General features: G+C 45.1%; 20 protein-coding genes. 4 read left to right on the top strand and 16 right to left on the bottom strand.

Annotated features, from left to right (window positions below; translation table 11 throughout):
• Positions 1 to 7 precede the first annotated feature (7 nt).
• From ACKTT9_RS16820 to ACKTT9_RS16810, 3 genes are all read right to left on the bottom strand, one after another.
• Positions 8 to 883, bottom strand: a complete 876-nt coding sequence (locus ACKTT9_RS16820; RefSeq protein ID WP_315949784.1) for an ABC transporter permease subunit — start codon at positions 881 to 883, stop codon at positions 8 to 10.
• Between the two features lie 77 nt (positions 884 to 960).
• The gene (locus ACKTT9_RS16815; protein WP_407872451.1) at positions 961 to 2,394 is read right to left on the bottom strand and encodes an extracellular solute-binding protein; all 1,434 of its coding nucleotides are present in this window, start codon (positions 2,392 to 2,394) and stop codon (positions 961 to 963) included.
• 102 nt (positions 2,395 to 2,496) lie between these two features.
• A complete protein-coding gene (locus ACKTT9_RS16810; RefSeq protein WP_407872450.1) occupies positions 2,497 to 3,507 on the bottom strand; it encodes a LacI family DNA-binding transcriptional regulator in 1,011 nt (336 codons plus the stop codon).
• A gap of 380 nt (positions 3,508 to 3,887) precedes the next feature.
• On the opposite strand from ACKTT9_RS16810, the gene ACKTT9_RS16805 reads away from it, so the two are divergent.
• Positions 3,888 to 4,772: a DUF2334 domain-containing protein gene (locus tag ACKTT9_RS16805; RefSeq protein WP_407872449.1), complete on the top strand. Its 885-nt coding sequence runs from the start codon at positions 3,888 to 3,890 to the stop codon at positions 4,770 to 4,772.
• A gap of 59 nt (positions 4,773 to 4,831) precedes the next feature.
• Entirely contained in the window at positions 4,832 to 5,002 is a 171-nt protein-coding gene (locus ACKTT9_RS16800) for a hypothetical protein (RefSeq protein ID WP_407872448.1), read from the top strand.
• 42 nt (positions 5,003 to 5,044) lie between these two features.
• Here ACKTT9_RS16800 and fosB read toward each other — a convergent pair whose 3' ends face one another.
• Entirely contained in the window at positions 5,045 to 5,482 is a 438-nt protein-coding gene (gene fosB, locus ACKTT9_RS16795; RefSeq protein WP_407872447.1) for a metallothiol transferase FosB, read from the bottom strand.
• Between the two features lie 105 nt (positions 5,483 to 5,587).
• Here fosB and ACKTT9_RS16790 point away from each other — a divergent pair, with 105 nt between their 5' ends.
• Positions 5,588 to 5,812 carry a hypothetical protein gene (locus tag ACKTT9_RS16790; protein ID WP_407872446.1) on the top strand — a complete coding sequence of 75 codons (225 nt, stop codon included), beginning with the start codon at positions 5,588 to 5,590 and terminating at the stop codon, positions 5,810 to 5,812.
• A gap of 55 nt (positions 5,813 to 5,867) precedes the next feature.
• On the opposite strand, the gene ACKTT9_RS16785 is transcribed toward ACKTT9_RS16790, so the two are convergent.
• From ACKTT9_RS16785 to ACKTT9_RS16735, 11 genes are all read right to left on the bottom strand, one after another.
• On the bottom strand, positions 5,868 to 7,103 hold the full coding sequence (locus ACKTT9_RS16785) for a CapA family protein (RefSeq protein WP_407872445.1): 1,236 nt from the start codon (positions 7,101 to 7,103) through the stop codon (positions 5,868 to 5,870).
• Between the two features lie 77 nt (positions 7,104 to 7,180).
• A complete protein-coding gene (locus ACKTT9_RS16780) occupies positions 7,181 to 8,782 on the bottom strand; it encodes a response regulator (protein WP_407872444.1) in 1,602 nt (533 codons plus the stop codon).
• Entirely contained in the window at positions 8,775 to 10,616 is a 1,842-nt protein-coding gene (locus ACKTT9_RS16775) for a sensor histidine kinase (protein ID WP_407872443.1), read from the bottom strand. The genes ACKTT9_RS16780 and ACKTT9_RS16775 overlap by 8 nt, the downstream gene beginning before the upstream one ends.
• Entirely contained in the window at positions 10,558 to 11,880 is a 1,323-nt protein-coding gene (locus ACKTT9_RS16770) for an ABC transporter substrate-binding protein (protein ID WP_407872442.1), read from the bottom strand. The genes ACKTT9_RS16775 and ACKTT9_RS16770 overlap by 59 nt, the downstream gene beginning before the upstream one ends.
• Positions 11,881 to 12,029: 149 nt before the next feature.
• Entirely contained in the window at positions 12,030 to 13,040 is a 1,011-nt protein-coding gene (locus ACKTT9_RS16765; RefSeq protein WP_407872441.1) for a family 43 glycosylhydrolase, read from the bottom strand.
• Positions 13,041 to 13,073: 33 nt separating this feature from the next.
• A complete protein-coding gene (locus ACKTT9_RS16760) occupies positions 13,074 to 13,904 on the bottom strand; it encodes a carbohydrate ABC transporter permease (protein WP_315949774.1) in 831 nt (276 codons plus the stop codon).
• A 6-nt stretch (positions 13,905 to 13,910) separates the two neighbouring features.
• On the bottom strand, positions 13,911 to 14,807 hold the full coding sequence (locus ACKTT9_RS16755; protein ID WP_407872440.1) for a carbohydrate ABC transporter permease: 897 nt from the start codon (positions 14,805 to 14,807) through the stop codon (positions 13,911 to 13,913).
• 65 nt (positions 14,808 to 14,872) lie between these two features.
• A complete protein-coding gene (locus tag ACKTT9_RS16750; protein ID WP_127456058.1) occupies positions 14,873 to 16,198 on the bottom strand; it encodes an ABC transporter substrate-binding protein in 1,326 nt (441 codons plus the stop codon).
• A 336-nt stretch (positions 16,199 to 16,534) separates the two neighbouring features.
• Positions 16,535 to 16,705: a hypothetical protein gene (locus tag ACKTT9_RS16745; protein ID WP_164819675.1), complete on the bottom strand. Its 171-nt coding sequence runs from the start codon at positions 16,703 to 16,705 to the stop codon at positions 16,535 to 16,537.
• Between the two features lie 132 nt (positions 16,706 to 16,837).
• Entirely contained in the window at positions 16,838 to 17,740 is a 903-nt protein-coding gene (locus ACKTT9_RS16740; protein WP_407872439.1) for an S-layer homology domain-containing protein, read from the bottom strand.
• Positions 17,741 to 17,845: 105 nt separating this feature from the next.
• A complete protein-coding gene (locus ACKTT9_RS16735; RefSeq protein ID WP_407872438.1) occupies positions 17,846 to 18,367 on the bottom strand; it encodes a hypothetical protein in 522 nt (173 codons plus the stop codon).
• A gap of 107 nt (positions 18,368 to 18,474) precedes the next feature.
• Here ACKTT9_RS16735 and ACKTT9_RS16730 point away from each other — a divergent pair, with 107 nt between their 5' ends.
• A complete protein-coding gene (locus tag ACKTT9_RS16730; RefSeq protein WP_407872437.1) occupies positions 18,475 to 19,104 on the top strand; it encodes a TerC family protein in 630 nt (209 codons plus the stop codon).
• A 38-nt stretch (positions 19,105 to 19,142) separates the two neighbouring features.
• Here ACKTT9_RS16730 and ACKTT9_RS16725 read toward each other — a convergent pair whose 3' ends face one another.
• Positions 19,143 to 20,687, bottom strand: coding sequence for an SAM-dependent methyltransferase (locus tag ACKTT9_RS16725; protein WP_407872436.1), 1,545 nt, complete (start codon positions 20,685 to 20,687; stop codon positions 19,143 to 19,145).
• Between the last annotated feature and the right edge of the window lie 30 nt (positions 20,688 to 20,717).

Here is a 20,717-nt window from a genome sequence, read left to right as displayed (position 1 = left end):
GATCCCTTCACCCCTCGTCATAGCGAATGATCGCTCTGGTCACAAACGTAATGAGCAATGTCGCGAAAATCACTAAAAATCCTGCTGATGTTGCTAAACCGACTTTGAATTCCAGAATCCCTTTTTGGTACGTGTACATCATGATGACATCCACTTTCTTGGCAATGGCACCGTTGCGCATCACGATGATTTGATCAAAAATACGCAAAATGCTAAGCACATTCAGCATAATAACAACTTTCATCGTTGACACCAGCGATGGCAGTGTAACATAACGAACCAATTGCCAACGGTTTGCTCCATCCATTCGAGCAGCCTCATATAACGCCGGATTGATGGCTACAATCGTTGCTAGATAAAGGATGCAGATAAAACCCATCTCTTTCCACACCGAAGTAAGCACCATGACCCAACGGGCAGAGTCCGCACTGGCCATAAAAGTAATCGGTTTTTCCGCGCCTACCAGCTTGAGAATCGCATTCACAATACCGGTGTCTGGAGAAAGCATAAGAATCCACATGCCACCAACGACAACCCATGAGAACAAATGGGGAATGTAAACAATCATCTGAACCACTTTTTTAAACCATGCCTGGAGGATCTCATTAAGCGACAGCGCAAGCAAGATTGGCATAATAAAACCGATCACCAGCATGCCTCCGCCTAGCAGCAATGTGTTTTGCAGCATTTCCCAGAAAGCATGATCCTTTAAGACGGTAATATAGTTATCAAATCCGATAAAAGGCCGGTTTCCAATCAATCGAAACTCTTGGAAGGAAATGATAAAGCCGCGAACGAGCGGATAATAGGAGAACACAAGAAAATAAGCCATGATTGGAAGCATCATCAAATAGAGGGCTTTGAATTTCCATACAACTTTCAAACGAAGTCACCACCTTGCCGTTAATTGTAAGGGGAGTATGTCGTGCATATGTGTGCATACTCCCCTGTCCATATGAACTAGTCGATCAATTTCGCTGATTTTAATTGTTCACGCATTTTCTTCACAGCATCCGCTGCCGGCAATTCGCCAAGTATCGCTTTGAAGGAATATTCATTAATGATTTTCTCAGCATCGGCCCATTTCGGTGGCGTCAGCTCAAGCGTTGCATTTTTCAAAATAAGATCCTGCGCTTCTTTCACGCCTGGAAGTAAACCAAATGGATTCGGGAATTTTTTGTTATACCAGAAAGGTACGCCGTGATCCATAGCATGATCTTTCCCTGTTTGTGTAAGCTCGTATTTTCCGCCATTTTCCGTATAATCCGTATCTTTGATTCCCAAGCTGCCCAAAACAATACCATCTTTGGAGTGCCACCACTCAATGAATTCAAAAGCTGTTTTTGGATGTTGCGCATTCACCGGAATGACCCAAACGTCCGGATCTCCACGGCGCAGCATATATTTACCGTCAGCACCGGCGATGCCTGGAAGGCCCTTCGCTTCAAAAGCGGTGTTGGCATCAGCAATTTTTCTTGTATTGTTCAGCATACCAACCCAAGCATCCCAGTAAGTAATCATACCTACACGGTCAGCAAGGAACAGATTCCGCATTTTACCTGTATCGTTCGTTGCAAAGTTAGGGTCCAGAATGCCTTCTTTGTACAATTTGTTCAACCACTCGTATACCGGAATAGCCGCATCCGTTGAGTATGGAACGTCCAGCTTCCCGTCCTTCTCCACATAACGTTGTTTCAAGCCGGCTCCACTGAAGAAACCTTGCAGTTCGTACATTCCAGCGGTGCTTAATCCGTATGTATCCTTTTTCCCGTTACCATCTGGATCTTGCTCCGTGAATGCTTTCAAGACCTTGTAGTAGTCATCAAACGTTTTCGGTTCAGGCAAATTGAGTTTTTTGAGCCAGTCCGCACGAACGATCGGCATCGTTCCACCTTGGAATTTACTGAAGACGCCATAGATCTTGCCGTCCTTGGTCTTCACTTGATCCCACTCCGACGTTGGCAAAACTTCAGGATCTTGAAGTGTTTTTGACCCTTTCACTTGATCGGTTAAAGGCATGAGAATACCTTGCTCAGTCAGTGTGTTCATCAACTCTTTGCTTACTTGAAGCAAGTCGTATTTCTCGCCGGAGGAAACAGCCGCCATCAGCTTCTGATTATAATCGGAAGCCGGCTTTTCCATCTTAACTTTGATGCCACTCAAACGTTCGATTTCTTTCTCAAACAGGACGTTCTCTTCGGGTGTTTTACCGCCAACAACACCGGACATCATTCGCAAAGAGCGCTCTTCCTTATTCCCTTCCGTCTTCGCCTGATCGGATGCTTTCGGAGCTTCAGTTCCTGTGCTGCTGTTAGATGTACAACCCGCTGCTAAACTTCCGACAAGCAGAGCTGCCATCATCGACGTAACGACTTTCGCTTTTTTGGCCTTCATATTACCCTCCGTTATATGCGTTGTTATGGGATTAACCTTTACGAAACGTTAATAAAGCGCTTTCACAATAGGCAATGAACCTTTCTTCATGGGATCTCATCCTTATAAACTTCGGGTTGATTCACGTACAATGAGCTGTGCATCTACGATAAGTTGTTCCACCGTTGACGGATCTTTCATTTTTTGAATTAAAATGCGTCCTGCCTCTGCTCCTAACGTTTCCGCTGAAAGCTCAACAGAAGTCAATTTCGGTGACATCTCTTCGGCCAGCCTCACATCGTTGCTTAACGCCACAATCGAAAGGTCTCTTGGAACGTGTATACCGAGTTCACGGGTAGCCCGCAGAATCCCTAGTGCAACTCTGTCTGTATCCGACACAACCGCTGTGAAAGGAATCTGTTCATGCATTTGCATGATAGACATGTAGCCGTAATCCATTGGTGTCGCATGCTGCTGACGGACAAAGTTCATAACATGGACGTTATCATAAGGAATTCCGTGTTCTTCATATGCCTTCTTAAGACCATTTACACGATCGGCTGAAACCGTCATGTTCGCTGATGCATTTAAAAATAAAATAGAACGGTGGCCTTGCTTTAATAAGTAACTGCCAACCTCGTAGGCAAGCTGCTCATTGTCATTATCGACATAGCTAATTGAGCTCTCCAAGGGATCAGGTCTGCCTACTAGCACTAACGGAATTCTCATCTGCTCGAATCGCTCAATGCGTTGATCGTGCTTGCGTGGATTCAACATAATAACGCCATCAACAGGATCGCTTGAAAATTGTGTAAGATCTTCATGCTCCGGAAGCGTATCCAGCAGAATACGATAGCCATGCTTCGTACATTCCTTAATGACCCCATTCAGCATTTGAATTTCAAATTGCGTCGTCGAGCCCTCTTTAGAAATCGGCATCTTGAGTCCAACAATCATCGTCTTCTTAATTGCCAAACTTCTGGCAATATGATTCGGGAAATATCCCAGTTCTTTGGCTACCGAAAGTACTCGATCCGTTACCGGTTGAGAAATCGGTCTCTTTTTGCTGAAAACGCTCGAAACTGTTCCTTTGGAAACACCCGCAAGCTTGGCAACATCATCAATGGTAGCCATCCTTCCACCTCCTTTATGCAATTAAAAATAGCTTTCACTTTCAAATCATTAAAGCGGTTTAATTAAACCGGTTTAACGCTCTTCATATTCCCTATTATAGTTTAAAATTGACAAATTACAACACGTTTTTTATTAATAATTCGTAAAATGAGGGAAAGCGGTTAACCCGATGGTACAAAAGAGATTTACACTATTTTAATAAAACTTGAAACCGCTTACCTTAACCTTCCTTTCTCTTTATTGAAATTCTCCTTTTTCAGACAAACATCGACATAAATCTGCATGAATTTCACCCCTTATATTCAGCGAAATGAAACGGAAGTCTTACACATACAATGGTATTGGAAGTATCCAACTTACTCGTTGCGGAGGGATTCACCGTGAAAGCATTACTGCGGCTTGAAGATATCGGACCTGGCGGTTTTTACGAAAAAACAGAAGACCAAATGAAGTTACGTGCCGTTGCGGATTATTTATATATGCAAAAGATCCCTTTTCATGTGGCCGTCATTCCCCGATACATCAATCCGAATCTGCAATATGACTGCACCATCAGCAATCCGTTTGATGCCATTTCCGTCAGATTTGTTGAAACGTTACAAGCCTTACGAACTCGCGGAGCTTCACTAGGCATTCACGGGTACACTCATCAATATGGGCACTCCATCAGCGGCGAGGGGTACGAATTCGCATATCCGGACTGCCTCAAAGATTGTCCGCCAGATGACCCGAGGTCTTCCCTTTCTGATAGTCTGCATATTCAGAGGTCCTATGCTTATGGCAGATTTCATATGGCCTTATCCGCCTTTCAAGCCGCCGGCCTGCGACCCGATTGGTTTGAAACGCCACACTACGCAGCATCGGATGTGCAGCGTACGATTATTGAATCATGCTCATGGTTAATCTACGAAGATAATCCCCATGACCCAACCAATCGCCAGGTGACCTATCAAATAGCTGCTTCAATCGTTGGAAGAACCTATTACGTCCCAACGCCACTGGGGTTTGTCAGGGGTGATGCCGTAGAGCAGGACATCACGAGGATTATGGATCAAGTAGATCAATACGGTGCGGATGATTTGGCTTCATTTTATTACCACCCCTTTCTGGAATTCCCGTATATTCACATTCGCAAATATGCCCCACCTTATTACGAGGAACGAACTCCACTGAAACGGCTGGTGCACCACATGCTCTCGAAAGAACGTCGGTTCGTTAACATTCAAGATTTGATTTATTCTTTTATGTCCACACAATCCGTATAGAAAGTTCCAAACTTTGGCATACTACTCTTTGTTGTTTATAGAGCAAAGGAGGTGTCACTATGCCAAATCAAAATCAATCCGATCAAGCATCCAAAGCGCAAGTACAGACTACCGAACTAAATAAATTACCGGTGCCTGGTCAAGAGGATACCGAATTCTCCGCAGAGGAAGCGGCAGAAGTATTCCAATCCAATTCATCCTCATCTTCCAATAGCGATTCGCAGGATTAAGGATTAGACAGCAAAGAGGCTGCCCGATGGGGCAGCCTCTTTCTATTTAGGGAAATCATCTTCATAAAATGTCATATGCGGCTTCTCTTTCCTGTAGTAGGCCAATCGGTCTTCCAGGCTGCCTGTATGAAATTCGAATTTATGCCCGTCCGGATCGGTGAAATAAACAGAACGTTTATCCTGTTCATCTCTCTCCCGCCCTGGAAGTATATTGACCCCTAAATGCTCCAGCTTTTCAACCACAGCAGCGAAATCCGCCTCTTCTACTGTAAAAGCCATATGGGTATATGAATATTGAATCTCATTCCGAGGAATTTCCTTCTCGACATTCAACGCCAGCCATATGCCGCACAAGTCAAAGTAAGCTAAGTTTCTCCCTTTGACCAACAGCTTGGCTCCAAACACTTCCTGATAAAATGAAATCGATTTATCTAAATCCGTTACCGAAAAAAGAAAATGGTTCACACTTTTGATATTCAACGATTCAGCCTCCTTCCACCTGACATTTTCTATCGCTACATGAATGATTCCTGCCTTCTTGGGCATATTAACGAAGAAAAATTCCAACAATTAGGAGGTTCCTCCATGTCAGATCAACAATCCGATCAACAACAAAACGCTGAAACCCAAGCTCACAATGCCGTGGCTGATGCTTTGCACAATCTGAACGTAGCCCAGACCGCCAACAATAATCGCCGGCAGGTGATTCAAGGTGCGCAGGAGCAGTTAGACGCGGCGCATGCACAATTAGCTGAAGCGCGTACTACGCAATCATCTGCAAGCAATGAGGATGACGAAAGTCTCTCCTAATGTCACGAAGCAATCACAGTAGCGAATACCCCTCGACACCTGTTCGAGGGGTATTTTATTCCGTGCCGATAAAGTGAAGTTCCTGCATGTATCTTCTCATATGTTGCTTAACCGGATCAAACTGAATCGTACCATTCCTAATCTGCACAGGAACAGCTTGCTTCAACGGGAGCACCTTGAACTGCGACATGTTTTGGTAAGAGGTAAATGTCGGAAGAAAGGACGGTTGTTTCAGCGTAATGGTCTTCTCTTTCCCCATCGTTTTGACGACGTCAATCGTTGCCATTCCGCCTACTCGCTTGGCAACTCCGCCTTGTGCGGATATGAAATTGCCTAACGAGTACAGAACCAGCGTTTTGTGGCCATTCCTGCCTGATACCCAAGCAGGCGGCTGCAAAACATGCGGGTGATTTCCGATGACGATATGAACACCGTAGTCTGCCAGCTTTTGAGCCAGCGCCATCTGACTCTCATTAGGTAAAGTTTCGTATTCTGTCCCCCAATGCATAGCAACCACGACAACGTCGGATATACGCTTGGCTTGTTCGACTTCTTGAGCAATCTGAGCGGTATCGATTCGATTAACCAAATACGCTTTCCCTTTCGGATGGGGGATGCCATTTGTGCCATAGGCGTAGCTCAGAAACGAAAACGTGATGTTATTTTTGACCATCGTACGAATATGCTTCTGATCTTCCTTTGATTTAAATGCTCCGGTATATGGAATGCCGAGACGATCCCAGTACGACAGAGCGCTTTGAATCACTTTTTCCCCGCGATCCAGCGTATGATTATTAGCTACTGTAACCAGGTCCACCCCGGCCGCTTTAAGAGCATCCCCAACTTCCTGCGGACTATTGAATGACGGATAACCGGAAAGTCGCAACTCCTTCCCCCCAATCATCGTCTCCTGATTCGCAACCAAAATGTCAGGCATACGCAGATAGTTCTGCACATCTTCAAACATTTTGAAAAAGTTGTACGTACCGTCCTTTTGCTTCGCATCTTGGTAGATTTCGCTGTGAATGAGAACGTCCCCGATGGCTCCCAAAGTGACTTTACTTACCCTAGGCTCTGAAACAACCGGTGGAATCGTCGGTACCGTTATAGTCGGTGGCTGATCTCGCCTAGCTTCTGGTTTAGCTTCCGGAGCGGCATCCTGTTTGGCACCTAGCAGTTCTTCTTTAACTTGTGGCTGCGCTTCCTTATAAGCAAGAGGGTTTGCGCGATAGAAACAACCAGTGGTTAGAGTTAACAAGAAAGCTATCACAACAACGCGTTTCCTTTGCAAGCGGAACCCCTCCTGCCAGACATTTTCCATTAGTATGCCCTAGCAAAATAATTCCCTCCCACTTGATTAGCCGTTTGTCAGCTCGTTTGTCTACCCTCCCGATACTCCGTGGGCGTTCGATTCGTAAGCGTTTTGAATACGCGGTTGAAATGGCGAATGTTCGTAAATCCTGTAGAATCCGAGATCACCTGAATCTTCTCATCGGAGTGAAGCAGCATAGCTTTCGCTTTCTCAATCCGTTTTTCCGTTAAGAAATCGATAAAGGACTGGCCTTGCTTGCTTTTAAACAAAGAACTCAAATAAGAGGGGTTGAGATAGACGATCTCCGCCATCATGTTCAGGGTAATGGATTCCGCATAATGCTCCTCCACATACCGCACCACCAATTCAACAGGGCTAGTCACGAATTTCTTTTTACGGTTCACCATGCACACGCTCAAATCCCCCAGCAGCTTCTGGCAGTGCTCGCTTAACTCTTTACTGGACGAAATCGAATATATCTCCATCAATACCTGCTTCATATCCGTGCCTTGCAGCCACATCTTCACCACGGTTAAATTCACGGCCAACTCGTAAAAATGCAGCAGCATTTTACAAATTTGCTCATGAATCAGCTCGGGATCCCTCCATTGCTGGCATAGCTTGGTAACGAATTGATCGGCTTGAAGATGTACATTCGCCAAATCGCCCTCCTGCACATACTGATTGAGCAAATTCCAATCGGCAGTGTGCCATTCAAGCTTCTCCATCGTCATTTCAGCAATTGTATCACTGGAAAGAAGGCGGTCCCCGCCAATAACTAAACGGTAGAGCAGAGCCAAACCCGCTTCCTTGTAGGACTTGGAAATCGACTCCAAATCTTTCACAGCACTTCCGAGCCCGAATGAGATCGTAAAATTGGACTGCCCCCGAATTCCCTTACGGATTCGATTCGTTAATTTCTCGATGTCAGCATAGGAAGCCGACGTATCCTCATGATTAATTAACGCGACAACCTCATGCTCATTTAAAATAAACACATAACCAAGCAGCGGTTTTTCGATGCTCTCCTGAATGAACTGCTGAATATACACAGAAAATAAAGATGGATTTAACTGGTAATACCTTTCATCCGTCACAGAATCACGGTCCAGCTTGGCTACCAAGCAGCTAATGCAGGGAAGCGGAAACTGTACGCCGACATTATCGAGCAGTTCTGTTTCTCCATGCGAAAAGCTTCCTGTCAACAGTCCGGCAAGCACATGCTGACGCATTTGATTCTGAACTTGCTTGTCTTTCTTGTTCGTAGTCAATTGTTCCTTCTCAAGCGCGATTTCAACCTGAAGCCTGTCCAGCAAAGTATAAAGCTCTGCCCGTTCAAAAGGCTTCATCAAGTAGTCCTTCGCCCCTAATTTAAGCGATTCCCGTGCGTACTGAAAATCGTCATAGCCACTCATCACCACACAGGAAATATGCGGATAACGCTCTTTCACAATGTACTGCAGCTGTATGCCGTCCATGCGGGGCATTTTAATATCCGTAATAATCAGGTCCGGCTGCAAGGCTTCAATTTTCTCTAAAGCTTCCACGCCATCTTTGGCTTCGTCAATAACCGACCATTCCGACTGCATTTCAGCAATCATTAAACCAATGCCTCTGCGGAAGATGGTTTCATCATCCACGATAAGGAGTTTAGGCATCCAGTTTGCCTCCTTCAAGTTCATCTGTGATGAGTGGTAATGTGAGAATAATCGTCGTTCCTCGGTGTAATAGGCTTTCAATCTTCATGCCGTATGGATGGCCATAACGAAGCACAATCCTCCGGTGTACGTTCATTAATCCGTGCCCGCCTGTTCCCTCTTCATTTGGGGTGAAATCAAATTGTTTCTGAAGCACTTGCTCCAACCGGTTTTCACTCATCCCCGCACCATCATCCTGAATGATAATAACCATTGTGTCATCTTGCTTCTTACCGCTGAGCGTAATGGTCCCGTACCCGCTTCCTTTTTCAAAACCGTGCACAATACTGTTCTCGACGATCGGCTGCAAAATAAACCGAATCACCGAATAGACAAGCAATTCAGGCTCGATATCGACCCGAAATTGTATTTTATCCTCGAAGCGGATCTGCTGGATAGCCATATAACCTTTCACGTGTTCCAATTCCATGTTCAGCGGTACTTGGCTTTTATGGCTATTGATGCTGTAGCGCAGCAGCTTGCTTAAATTATTCGTCATTTTGACAACTTCACGATTGCCTTGAATTTCAGCATACATGCTAATGGAGCCCAAGGTATTGTACAAAAAATGGGGATTAATCTGGCTTTGCAGCGCAGATATTTGCGCATTCTTCTCTCTGATTTCCGATTCGTAAAGCCGATAGCCCAGATCACTGAGCTTCGAAACCATGAGGTTAAATGATTGGCTCAATTGACCAATTTCATCCCGACTTCGAATGGGAATCGAAACGTCCAGATCGCCAAGCACCACTTTTTTCATGAGATTTCGCAGTTCGCCAATCGGATTTGTGATACGAAAAGCTAAGGCTGTAAACAGAATGACAGCCAGCAGCAAGCAAACAACACCAATCAGAATGATGTAATTCCTCACATTCACGGTATCCTGAAGCAATGACGCGAGAGGCACCATCTCGATCATCGTCCATCCGGTATTCGGCGAAGTATAGTAGGATAACAGCTCTGTATCTACACCTTGCTTATAGATAACTGTGCCGGTCCCCTGATATTGCTGCACTTTGTCCATGTCGATCCAAGAATCAGCGCTTTTATAAATGAGAGCCCCTTCGCTGTCGACAATCATAATGTTTTTCTTGTCATTCGAGATCGTCTCAATTTTGTTGCGAATGATATTTTTATCCACATCCAAGACGAGATAGCCAAGCACCCTACCGGTATCTACACTGCGTATTTTCCTCGCAAAAGAGTACACCTGATTCGTCGTATCATACGCGTTCTTATTGTACGTGCCGATATAGACAACCTTCCCTGTCGTGGAAACCTTGGGGTACCAGGGTTCATTTTCAGCCTTTTTCAGAGAATAATTCGCTTGCTCCTCTAACATCGCCGTATAAGTGCCTCCCGATTGGCGATACAGCGTTAATCCCGATATATCTACACGTCCATTGGCATACACACGCTTAGCGAAATCTTCAACGGTTACCCGATCATCAAACGAGATCGTTGTTTCCGTCCCCTTATTCGACTCCAAATATTTCACAATATCCTGGGATTGGTACGGTAATAAGGTTAAAAGATTAAGCTCATTCATGTACGTATCAATGTTAGCCATTAACTCTTTCACAACGTCCATTTGATATTTGCCTGTGTTTTTCTGAATCGAGGCCGAATAACTTGTAAACGTCAAATAGCTGGCTATCCCCAGCGGAACGGCTATGAGGATAAAACTGATAACGATCAATTTGGTGACGATCGGAAGATTCTGGATCCACTGCTTTTTAGTCTGGAGCTGTATTCTGCTGTATTTGAATATTCGTGTTAATAATCCGTTGCGCATTACGCAGCACCTCTTGCGGGGTGGATTGCCCCACCATCATCTTTTCGAACTCGCGTACGATCTCTTCATTCATTTTCCCCTGTCTAGGGTGATTCGGAAAATATTTCACATCGTCAGCGGAACTTGCATAGTCCGGACGGTACTTCAAGCTCTGAAACTCCGGGGATTGTACCGCTTGTTTCACCGCTGGAATGTGGCCGGCCTTCGCCCAGCTGGCGCCGTGCGCCGCAACCCAATTCGCAAATTTCAGCGCTGCGATTTGCTTTTTCTTATCCGGTTTTTCATGATAAGGCAAGGAAAAGGTATGCGAATCCCCCCAAGCAGCAGGATGATCGTATATTTGCGGTATTTTCGTAACACCGAAGTTAAGATCCGGAATTTTCTCAAACGTGCCTGTCGCCCAAACACCCGTAATTAACAAAGCGGCATTGCCCTTCGAAAAGGTTTGTACGGAATCGTTAATATTCGGAATAATGAACCCTTTCGAATAAAGGGAATTAACAAAATTCAGAGATTGAAGGGCAGAAGCATTGTCGATCGCTGCTTTCTTCTCGTCGTCTGTATAAAACCTGCCACCGTCTACATTCATCTGACTATAAAAGGAGTACCATAGCCAAAATGAGTCGATACGTACATTAGGTTCAGCCAATGGCGTAACAGTTGCGGGTACATGTTGTTTTATTTTTTGTAAAAATTGCAGAAACCCATCCTCGCCATTCATCAGAACAGGCTTCTCTTTCTCATCTAGAAGGCCTGCTTGTTTGAGCCAAGCCTTGTTATAATACATGACTTCCAGATGGGTATCGAGCGGAATACCGTAATGTTTCTCATCGGAAACCGTACTTTTCAATATCGTCTGGTTAAAATCTTGCCAGTTCACGCCCGCTTCTGAAACAAGCGTATTCAAGTCCGTTAAAAATCCAGCTGGCGCATACTGCGAATATTTGGCCGAATGGACAATCGCGATATCAGGCGCTTCTTCTGTCACAATCGCTGTGGACAGCTTGGTATAATAATCACCTGAGTTATTATTAATCTGATCAATTTTTACATGATCTTTGTTCTCATTGTTATACTGCTGAATTAATTCAGCCATGAATTGCCCGTCCCCACCGCTAAATGGCGACCAGAACGTAATTCTGAGCTTATTCGATGCCGCATCATCAACTTGCACATCCGGCTGAGAGCTGCAGCTTATGGTTAGTAAACTGAATGGAATCAGAAGGATCATGGTGCTAATTCTGGCTCGCAGCTTGCCTCTCACAGAAATCCCTCGCTCCATACATAGTGTGTCTTCATTATACAAATTGGCCTTGCTGAATCCAATGACCTATTTCCACCAGACATGGACATATTTTTGGATCCCCAATAAATTGCAAAAAAACATCCCCAATCCTGGAGATGTTTCGATTGTTATTCACCGCTCGGCACAGGGATAGGGACACCCTCTGCAATCGGTACTCCGAAATCAGGAGAACCATCCGGATGCCACTTAAATGGCTGCATACGTACATTGCGATTCCAGCCAGAGCCTTGCGTCTTCGCACCGTGATACAGAATCCAATCCTCTTTGCCGTCCGGTGATTTCGTAAAGGAGCTGTGGCCTGGTCCGAATACCTGGTCTGTTTTGGAAAAAACAGCCTGCTCGTACTTTTTCCATGACGCCGGGTTCAATAAATCACTTTGCATCGCAGCGCTCAGCATCCCTAAACAATAATCATCCGTCCAGCTGCCGCTTGCTGAGTAAATGACATAAATTTGATTCTTATGCAGCAAAACCTGCGGACCTTCATTAATGGCTGGTGTACCGTTCAATTCCCAATCATAGGTAGGTCTCGAAATTTCAACAGGCTTGCCGCTAATCGTGTAAGGATTACTCATTGGAGCTATGTACAAGTGCTGACTGACATTGACCGTTCCTTCCCAACCGGACCATATGAAGTATAAGGAACCGTCCTCTTTTTGCAACGTCGTCCCGTCAATTGCCCACCTGCCAGCTGTATCCATCATTCCTTTATCGATATATCGGCCTTGCGGATCATCCGTTTCTGATTCCAGCACGAACATGCGATGGTTCTCATTCTTGCCATCATCGGCCGCATAATAAATGTACCATTTTCCCTGCAGATAATGCAGTTCAGGCGCCCAGATGTTTGAAGTATTAGGGCCTGATACAGGCGGGAACCACACATCCTTATATTCGGCGTCAGCAAGCCCCGTCAGCTTTTGCGATTTCCACACTCGAATAGAGTTACCTGTCGTATGCGTATAATAATAAGTGCCGTCTTTCGAAGTCACCCATGGGTCTGCACCGTTATCGAGAATTGGATTCGTAAATGTCTTCGTCATGACTTCTTTCCCAGCCCCTTTCGTGCAACCCGCTGCAAGCAGGAAGCAGATGAACACCACAAAAAACATGCGCATTATTGACCACACCGCCCTCGAGATACAGCCTTTTTACTGCTTAACTCCCGTGGCTGTAATAGATTGAATAAATTGTCTCTGCCCAATTAGAAAAATCAGAAGGGTTGGAAGTGTCGATAGTGTGGCAAGTGCCATTAATTTACCATAGGATTGCACAAAACTTCCAGTAGCCATAACAGCAATTCCCGCAGTGAGCGTGCGCATTTCCAAATCGGTCACCGTAAAAAACGGCCACACATAATCGTTGAAAACCCCCATAAACGTAAAAATCGCCAAGGTTGTCACAATCGAAACAGAGGACGGCAGCAGAACGGACGTGAACACATGCCATTTGTTCGCCCCATCCATTTTCGCAGCTTCTATAATCTCAATCGGGAACGATTGGAAAAATTGAATCAACAGAAATACACCAAGCGCGCCGCCGGAATAAGGCAATATAAGCACATAATACGTATTGATCAAATTTAAGTTGCTGAAGTTCAAGTATTGCGGCAGAAAAGAAATAATGCCTGGCACCATTAAGGAACCGACGAACAAGGCAATTAACGTCTTTTTAAAAGGCAAATCAAGCTTCGTTAACGCGTACGCTGCCATCGTGTCCAGCAAAATAACCAAGAAAGTCGCAGCAAAACCTACAAAAAACGAATTAAATATCCAACGGAAAATCGGTACCTCGACGTCACCGCCGACAAAAATCGTATGGAAATTATCCCAAGTGAATTCCTGCGGCAATAAATGAAACACAGGAGACATTACTTCTACGTCGGTTTTGAACGAATTGGAAAACATCCACAGAATCGGCAAAATAAATATGATGCCTAACACACTCGCCAACACCACATAAAATAGCTTTAAAGGTTTCAACGTCCTCTACTCCTTTCTGCTCGTGACTTTAAATTGAATGACCGATACGATCATGATCGTTAATCCCATCAGAATGGCCATCGCCGATGCTGAGCCAATTTCCCGAGCTGTATAAGCCGTTTGCAGAATGCCCATAAGCAGAACCTTGGTCTCATCCCCGGCGTTACTCATGAGATTGGGCTGAGCGAATACATTATAAGATGCAATCGTGGACGTAATCAGCACAAAAATGATCACTGGCCGGATCGATGGCAGCGTGATGCTCATCAGTCTTTCCCAACCATTTGCCCCATCTATTCTGGCAGCTTCATACAGATCCTCTGGAACGCCATTAAGCGCATTGACAAAGATAATCATATTAAAACCAATCGTCCACCAGAGTGTCGCCACGACCAACGCAATCCACACAAACGGTTTATCCAGCAACCAAGGGATTGGGTCAAATTCATGAATCCCCATCTTGGCCAAGAGTAAATTGATGAATCCACCCGTAACATCGAACATCCTTTTCCAAATGACCGCCATCACGGTAGCCGAAACCGCATACGGAATGAAGTAAATCGAACGGAAGAAGGAGCGCAGTTTGGCGGGAAGCGCGTTTAACAATAAGGCAAAACCTAAGCCCACGAGGACTAAGAATGGAACAGAAAAGATAACAAATTTCAAAGTCGCTTTCATACCGATAAAAAAGAGATCATTTTCTTGCGTACCTTTTGTGAAAATGCTCTTATAGTTGTCCAGTCCAACAAAAGGATGTACGGGATCAAGCAGGTTATATTGTTTTAGACTAATCACAAAACCATAAATAATCGGAATTAGCGTGAACGCCATAAAGGCCGCAAAATACGGAAGTATGAATAAGCTGGATGTCAGCTTTGATTTCCAAGAGGATGTTGTAGGCAAGGGCTTCCCCTCCTTTTTTTAAAATGGCAGACGGGTAACGTGTACCCGCCTGCCTTCGCTCAGCATTATTTTTTGTTCATCGCAATCGTCGATTTCGCAGCTGCATCATCAAGGGCAGCTTTTGGATCCTTTTTCCCTTGCAGCGCATTCGCCAGTTCACTCCAAATACTGTCGGAGATTGGGCCCCAGTTCAAAACTTTAGGCGCAAATTGCACATAATCAAACTCTTTGGCAACTTCTGTTTGCTGTTGTGTCATTGCTTTAAACGCTGCGCTGTCGCGAACGACTTTGGATGCAACAGCCTGGCCGGACTCGGCCCAATCGATGGAATTATTCGATACATATTTCAAGAAATCGCCGACACCAGCCAGCACTGCTGCATCCGTCGTTGATTTAGGAATGACAAAGTTGTGCGAACCAGCGAAAACAGCTTTTTTCACTGTACCTAATTGCGGCACCTCCGCAACGCCATAGTTCACTTTCGCTTTATCGAAAGCGTCTTTTGCCCATGGGCCGTTGAAATGCATGGCGCTTTTCCCTTGTTGGAACAAGTTGAAATCGCCGTCCGCCGCCACCGTTGGCGGGGAAACTTTCATCGTGGTTAAGCTTCTCATGAAGGTAACGGCCTCAACGCCTGCCGGTGAATTGTACGCAATGTTTCCTTTCTCATCCAGGAAGCTGCCGCCATTTTGGAATAAGACCGTTGGGAATAAGAAGTTCTGAATCCAGAACGTTGGCATCGCCGCCCCCCAAATCCCTTTGGACGGATCTGTCAGCTTTTTCGCTGCATCAACAAATTCTTGACGATTCGTTGGAGGAGCCGTGATACCCGCTGCTGCGAACAAATCTTTATTGTAGTACATCACCAATGGGTGAATATCCAGCGGAATGCTGTACCATTTGCCATCTTTGGTCGAATAGTCCACCGTTGCTGCCGGGAAATTGCCCTTATCCACACCTGCGGATTTAGCCACTTCATCTAACGGCTGCAGCAAATCTTTGGCAATATACGTAGGCGTTTGGTCAAGATGCATAATGGCCACATCAGGAACACCTTTTTTCGTCGCAATCGCCGTATCCAACAGCTTGTAGTAGTCGCCATTAGGTTGAATCGTCATTTTCACGTTGTATTTGTCTTGTGATTTATTATAATTGTCCACAATTTTCTTCATAAATGGACCGTCATTACCAGAGAAAGGGTTCCAGAAGTTGATCGTAATTTTCTCACCGCTTTTTGCCGGTTCTGGCGCTTTAGTCGCTGCTGCTGTTGAAGCAGCAGGTGCTGTTGTCGCCGCAGCTGGTTCAGCTGTTTTCGTGGTCGAGCATCCCGACAAAACCATGGCAAAAGATATACAAGTTAAACCGATCACTTTAAAGTTGTTCATTTTCATCCTGTTTTCAAGCTCCCTTCAATTTAAACACAGATTATAGTAGTTGCATCTCAGGACCCTCTTGTGTCAAAATTGTAGTGATGATTGAATTTCGCCAAAAATTCAGTCTCACTACCGACGAGCGATAATAAGGCGTGCCCACACCAATGGACCCTTTTATCGCTTTTTCTTTGTCGATCCCCCTCTTCCATTTCTTACCCGCAACTTAACTATAATCATTTCAAGAAAACGTTACCATGACGATATTCAAGAACCTTTGGACATATTTTCAGATAAAAAAAGCCTCGAGCTATCGCTCGAAGCCTCCTCGCCCACATCCATCCCTTTTAGAATTAATTAGGATTTCTGATGGTTTGTATAAATACCAACGACAGATAGCAACGCAGCAACACCATTGGCAATCGCGTTCATATCCGCATCTTTAATAAGGTCCATACCGTACGCGTCCAAAATCAATTTGGCAGCACCGATCAAGCCCAAAGTTAACGTGTAGTAGTTTACTTTCATCTCTCTCACCTCCTATGAAAATAGGATGCTATATTCTATGAGAGAGACCTGGCATCGGACATGTCCAAATGACAGTGATGCAGACGCACAAAAAATGCTGTCACCTCATTCAAGGCGACAGCATGCCACTACTTATGGCGAGACCGCTGGTTTAGCGATCACAGTATATTTGGAAGATACAAACGTTTCCACCTTAGCCTCTGTAATCACTTGCGGATACATCATGCCTGGCTTTGGCTGCTGAATCGTGTACCGAATGACAGCCTGCCCATCTGTTTGGAACTCAATAGCCTGTATAACAAGGCCGTATCCGGGACTCGGCATTTCTTTGGACAATGTCACTTTGTTGACTTCGTCATTCACCTTCTCAACTTTCACCGAAACCTCTTCAACCGGAGCCTGGTTCTGCGCATGAGCTTCTACAAATTGAATCGCCTGATAAACCCAGCTGGCTGCTTCGCCACGTGTAAGTTCAGCTTTCGGATTGAACTTGCCGTCATTATCCAACTGTGTGATTTTGTACAACAGCAATCTTTGCAGAGTGCCCTGGTAATTGATGTTGATTTGATCCTCATCTTTGATCACAATAAACATTTTAACAAGTGGGAAATTGCCTTTCGTTTCAAGAGCGCGGACTAATAAATCCCCGAATTGCTCACGTGAAATGGTTGCGTTCGGATTCACATCCTTGGGAATGTCCAGTCCGTTATAATGAGCAATGATGAAGGCGTCTGCATACCAAGCATCATTTGGAACATTCGTGTACGTATCCGACGCCAATGGCTGCTTGATGAAACGTATCGTATCCATATTCAAATTCAAGCCTTTTACAATCATTTGCACGCTTTGCGCATAGCTGATTTTCCCTTTTGGCACATAGTGCTCGCTGTCAATTCCGGATACAATCCCGCGGTCTTTCAGCGCCATAACAGCATCGGATTGACCCTCTTCCAGATCAGAAAAGGCAAATGCCGAACTAACGGTCAATGAGCTGATCAACAAAGTCGTTAATGTGATAGCGGCTAATTTTTTCATCCTCATTCTCTCCTTTACTATTTTTGAGATGACTCAATGTGTAGTTACCCTCTTAACGTGATCCGTTCGAAAAATGTTGCAAAATTTCCCATGGAAACTCATAGTTCAGCCTAGCAACCGAAGCAAATCCGCTTTGATCGACTCATCCATCATTTCGTTTCTTGCAAGCTCTGTAATGATTTCTTCGTTCCTGTCTTTATTTTTCAAATAATTGTACAGTAACTCTGCCTTAGGCTCCCGCCCCATCATTTTATAAGCCACATACCAAGTTTCAGGCGCGCTTAATGGGATACCTTGCCATGAACTCCCTTCCCTTTTTCCAAGAGGCAACTTCACGATCCCTTTCATGCTCCGCATTGCGAAATAACCAATAAAGTCAATGGATAAAGGTACAACTTGGATCCGATATTCGCTTGCAAAAAGACCCTCTCCACTTGTTTGTTCCTGCCAGGAATACCCTTGAATGGCCTCAGTAAGCTTTTCTTTCGGACACTCCACTAGTAGATCCCAATCATTCATCTGCTCAACGAGCCCCAAAGCGTGCAATAAACCGCTTCCGCCTAGCGCATAAGGAATACCAAGCTCAGTAAGTTTATCTGTTATCCGTACAAGACCTTTTACGTCCATTTATATTCTCTTTTCCATTCGTAGTATTTGGTTTATTTTGGAATCTCAATCATATAATGATCTTAGTTTCTGAGGACAGGCCGATGTCCTGGAGAGGAAGACCAAGGATGCAGAATTGGTTTATCATTTTCATATACAATTTATTTACCAACGTCGATAACGCCATTATGATTCAAAATTCCCTTAACCGATATAGCCTGAGAAGTAAATTCAAATTGTACCTTCTTGGCCTCTTATGTTTGCTGCGCATCATCTACATCGCTTGTGTCCAATCCTCATATCGAATTCCTTATATCAACTTGGCTACAGCCGCTATCATGTTATTTTTTGCGATTCGAATGGTCCTGCCCAAGAATCAAATGAGAAAACATTTCTCATTATTATGGATTTTCAGCAGCGTAGCTTCTTTGGATCTAGTCATGAGCATCGACAGTATTCTGCTATCGGCCAGACTTTCAGATAATGTCGCTTTTATCGCAACAGGCGTGCTCCCGGCTTTGTTTCTTCTGTTCTTTTTCTCCTCCAAAATGGAAATGTTTTTTTTCAAGATGCCCTGGCTCGAAATCGTCATAGCCGGCTTACTGGCGCAACTAGCTGTTCTGCAAATAAAAAAAGAACCAGGTATCCTGCTGCTGCTTCAAGAGGAATGGTTCGATTTGGTCGGCATCATCACGATGTGCGTGATTTGCGCGGTGGGTTGGTATAATTTCTTGAGAAGCCGATCTTACCCGATGTGACCGCCATCCCTTCGATTGGACGACTCATTTACAGCCAGCTAGTCTTTAAGTTTCAATAGTGCTGAAGCACCTTCGTGCTCCGGGGCAAAATTCCGTGTAAGCTCTGCGTAACGCCTCGCTGCTTCGACATTCCCGACCTCATAATAGCAGATCGCCATATCATAGAGGACATCCGGATTCTGATGGAAAGCTTCTTCTGTTTTCTCGAAAAAGACACTGGCATCCTGATACATCTCCATCTGATACAAAAGCGCTGCGCACTCCAAAGCCATTTCATGCCGCTCCTTCATCGGATAGTACCCTTCCCACATCTGGTAAATGCCAAGACGTATGTCAGAGTACACGCCTTCCTCGCACATCGGCAGCAGCTCCGATAGCCTTCCTACAAATTGCAGGAAAAACTGAGCATCATACCCGCATAATCGCCAAAAGGCAAGAAATTGAGGCACTTCCAGCTGCTCCAAGTAACCATCGAGCCATTCTTTCACCGTGATAAAATCGTCCGGCCCATAACGCTCTATAAATCGCCGATAGGCTAAACGAGTGTTTCCATACCCGGCTGGATGGGTAAGCATCAACATACAGCCAATGTTCAGGTGATGATACGGATGCTGTGTAAACAGACACAGAGCCCCTTTTTGCTCCCAAACCTCGTTCAGGGCATGATAGTTCGCCGTTAACGAAAAACTGCCGTGATGGATCAGCTGCGGCGGCTCACAGTACTCCCAGCTTTCCAGCCGGTGGTCTCCTTTGTCAGCCGTCAGTAGGACGAATCCTTCCCTCGAAAGTTGATTCAACCGTTCAAGGCATTGCAAACCAATCACCGGAAATAGGATATGTGAATCTTCTAATTTCTGGGTGTATTGCGCAATAACGTTGCTGTACGCATACGATTGTTGCTCGTATTCCTCAGCAAGTCGATATTCATACTCGACCGTTGCGCTTTCCAGCCTATCAGCAGCGCTGCCACCAGTGACCTCATCGTTGAAATGCAGCGATACCATACAATCATAGACGCGCTTATCATCCACATAGAGCAGCTCCTGTGGGATGCTATCAAAAAAGTAATTCGCAATCACCAGCAGCGGTTGCTGCAAGTCTCCTTTTCGGACACTGATGCCACTTTCCGTCAAGCTTAGCTCGGCATCTTGCACGGCATCGAACTGAGCGAAATCCAGGATCCCCTGCGCCACAAAAGGCCGCAAACTTGGGTGCTGCCGCCAGTAAGCCAAATTTTTGAGCGCCAAATCCGTCATAACATAACGAAAAGCAGGCAGAGCCATTCCCGCATAATCCCTCATGGCGCACAATTCCTTCAGTACATGAAAGGCGAGCCGACCTGAGCCTGCACCAAGCTCAACGATCGTAACAGGGTCAGACAGAGAACCTAACTTTGCCCGATCTTGCAAAAAACCAAAAATAATTTCCGCGTAGGAGGAAGCCATCACCGGATTACTTGTGATGTACTCAGGGACTTCGTTATTTTGCCATGCGCTTATGCCCATCTCTTCATAATAGGCTCGCTGCAGCTCCCAAATGGGAGATTCACTGAACCGATACATGTTTTGACCGTTCGTTGCCATATAAGTAAACCTACTTTTCATAAATGTTGG

The sequence above is a fragment of the Paenibacillus sp. P36 genome (genome assembly GCF_045866505.1).
Taxonomy (GTDB): Bacteria; Bacillota; Bacilli; order Paenibacillales; family NBRC-103111; genus Paenibacillus_E; species Paenibacillus_E chondroitinus.
The sequence above is the reverse complement of the archived record's forward strand: the minus strand, read 5'-3'. Positions and strand labels throughout refer to the sequence as shown.

Excerpts from the sequence above, each read along its gene's own strand:
- ACKTT9_RS16730 (WP_407872437.1), top strand. The coding sequence starts at position 18,475 with ATGCAGAATTGGTTTATCATTTTCATATACAATTTATTTACCAACGTC.
- ACKTT9_RS16765 (WP_407872441.1), bottom strand. The coding sequence starts at position 13,040 with ATGCGCATGTTTTTTGTGGTGTTCATCTGCTTCCTGCTTGCAGCGGGT.
- ACKTT9_RS16735 (WP_407872438.1), bottom strand. The coding sequence starts at position 18,367 with ATGGACGTAAAAGGTCTTGTACGGATAACAGATAAACTTACTGAGCTT.
- ACKTT9_RS16750 (WP_127456058.1), bottom strand. The coding sequence starts at position 16,198 with ATGAAAATGAACAACTTTAAAGTGATCGGTTTAACTTGTATATCTTTT.
- ACKTT9_RS16800 (WP_407872448.1), top strand. The coding sequence starts at position 4,832 with ATGCCAAATCAAAATCAATCCGATCAAGCATCCAAAGCGCAAGTACAG.
- ACKTT9_RS16725 (WP_407872436.1), bottom strand. The coding sequence starts at position 20,687 with ATGGCAACGAACGGTCAAAACATGTATCGGTTCAGTGAATCTCCCATT.
- ACKTT9_RS16775 (WP_407872443.1), bottom strand. The coding sequence starts at position 10,616 with ATGCGCAACGGATTATTAACACGAATATTCAAATACAGCAGAATACAG.
- ACKTT9_RS16740 (WP_407872439.1), bottom strand. The coding sequence starts at position 17,740 with ATGAAAAAATTAGCCGCTATCACATTAACGACTTTGTTGATCAGCTCA.
- ACKTT9_RS16810 (WP_407872450.1), bottom strand. The coding sequence starts at position 3,507 with ATGGCTACCATTGATGATGTTGCCAAGCTTGCGGGTGTTTCCAAAGGA.
- ACKTT9_RS16745 (WP_164819675.1), bottom strand. The coding sequence starts at position 16,705 with ATGAAAGTAAACTACTACACGTTAACTTTGGGCTTGATCGGTGCTGCC.
- ACKTT9_RS16790 (WP_407872446.1), top strand. The coding sequence starts at position 5,588 with ATGTCAGATCAACAATCCGATCAACAACAAAACGCTGAAACCCAAGCT.
- ACKTT9_RS16815 (WP_407872451.1), bottom strand. The coding sequence starts at position 2,394 with ATGAAGGCCAAAAAAGCGAAAGTCGTTACGTCGATGATGGCAGCTCTG.
- ACKTT9_RS16780 (WP_407872444.1), bottom strand. The coding sequence starts at position 8,782 with ATGCCTAAACTCCTTATCGTGGATGATGAAACCATCTTCCGCAGAGGC.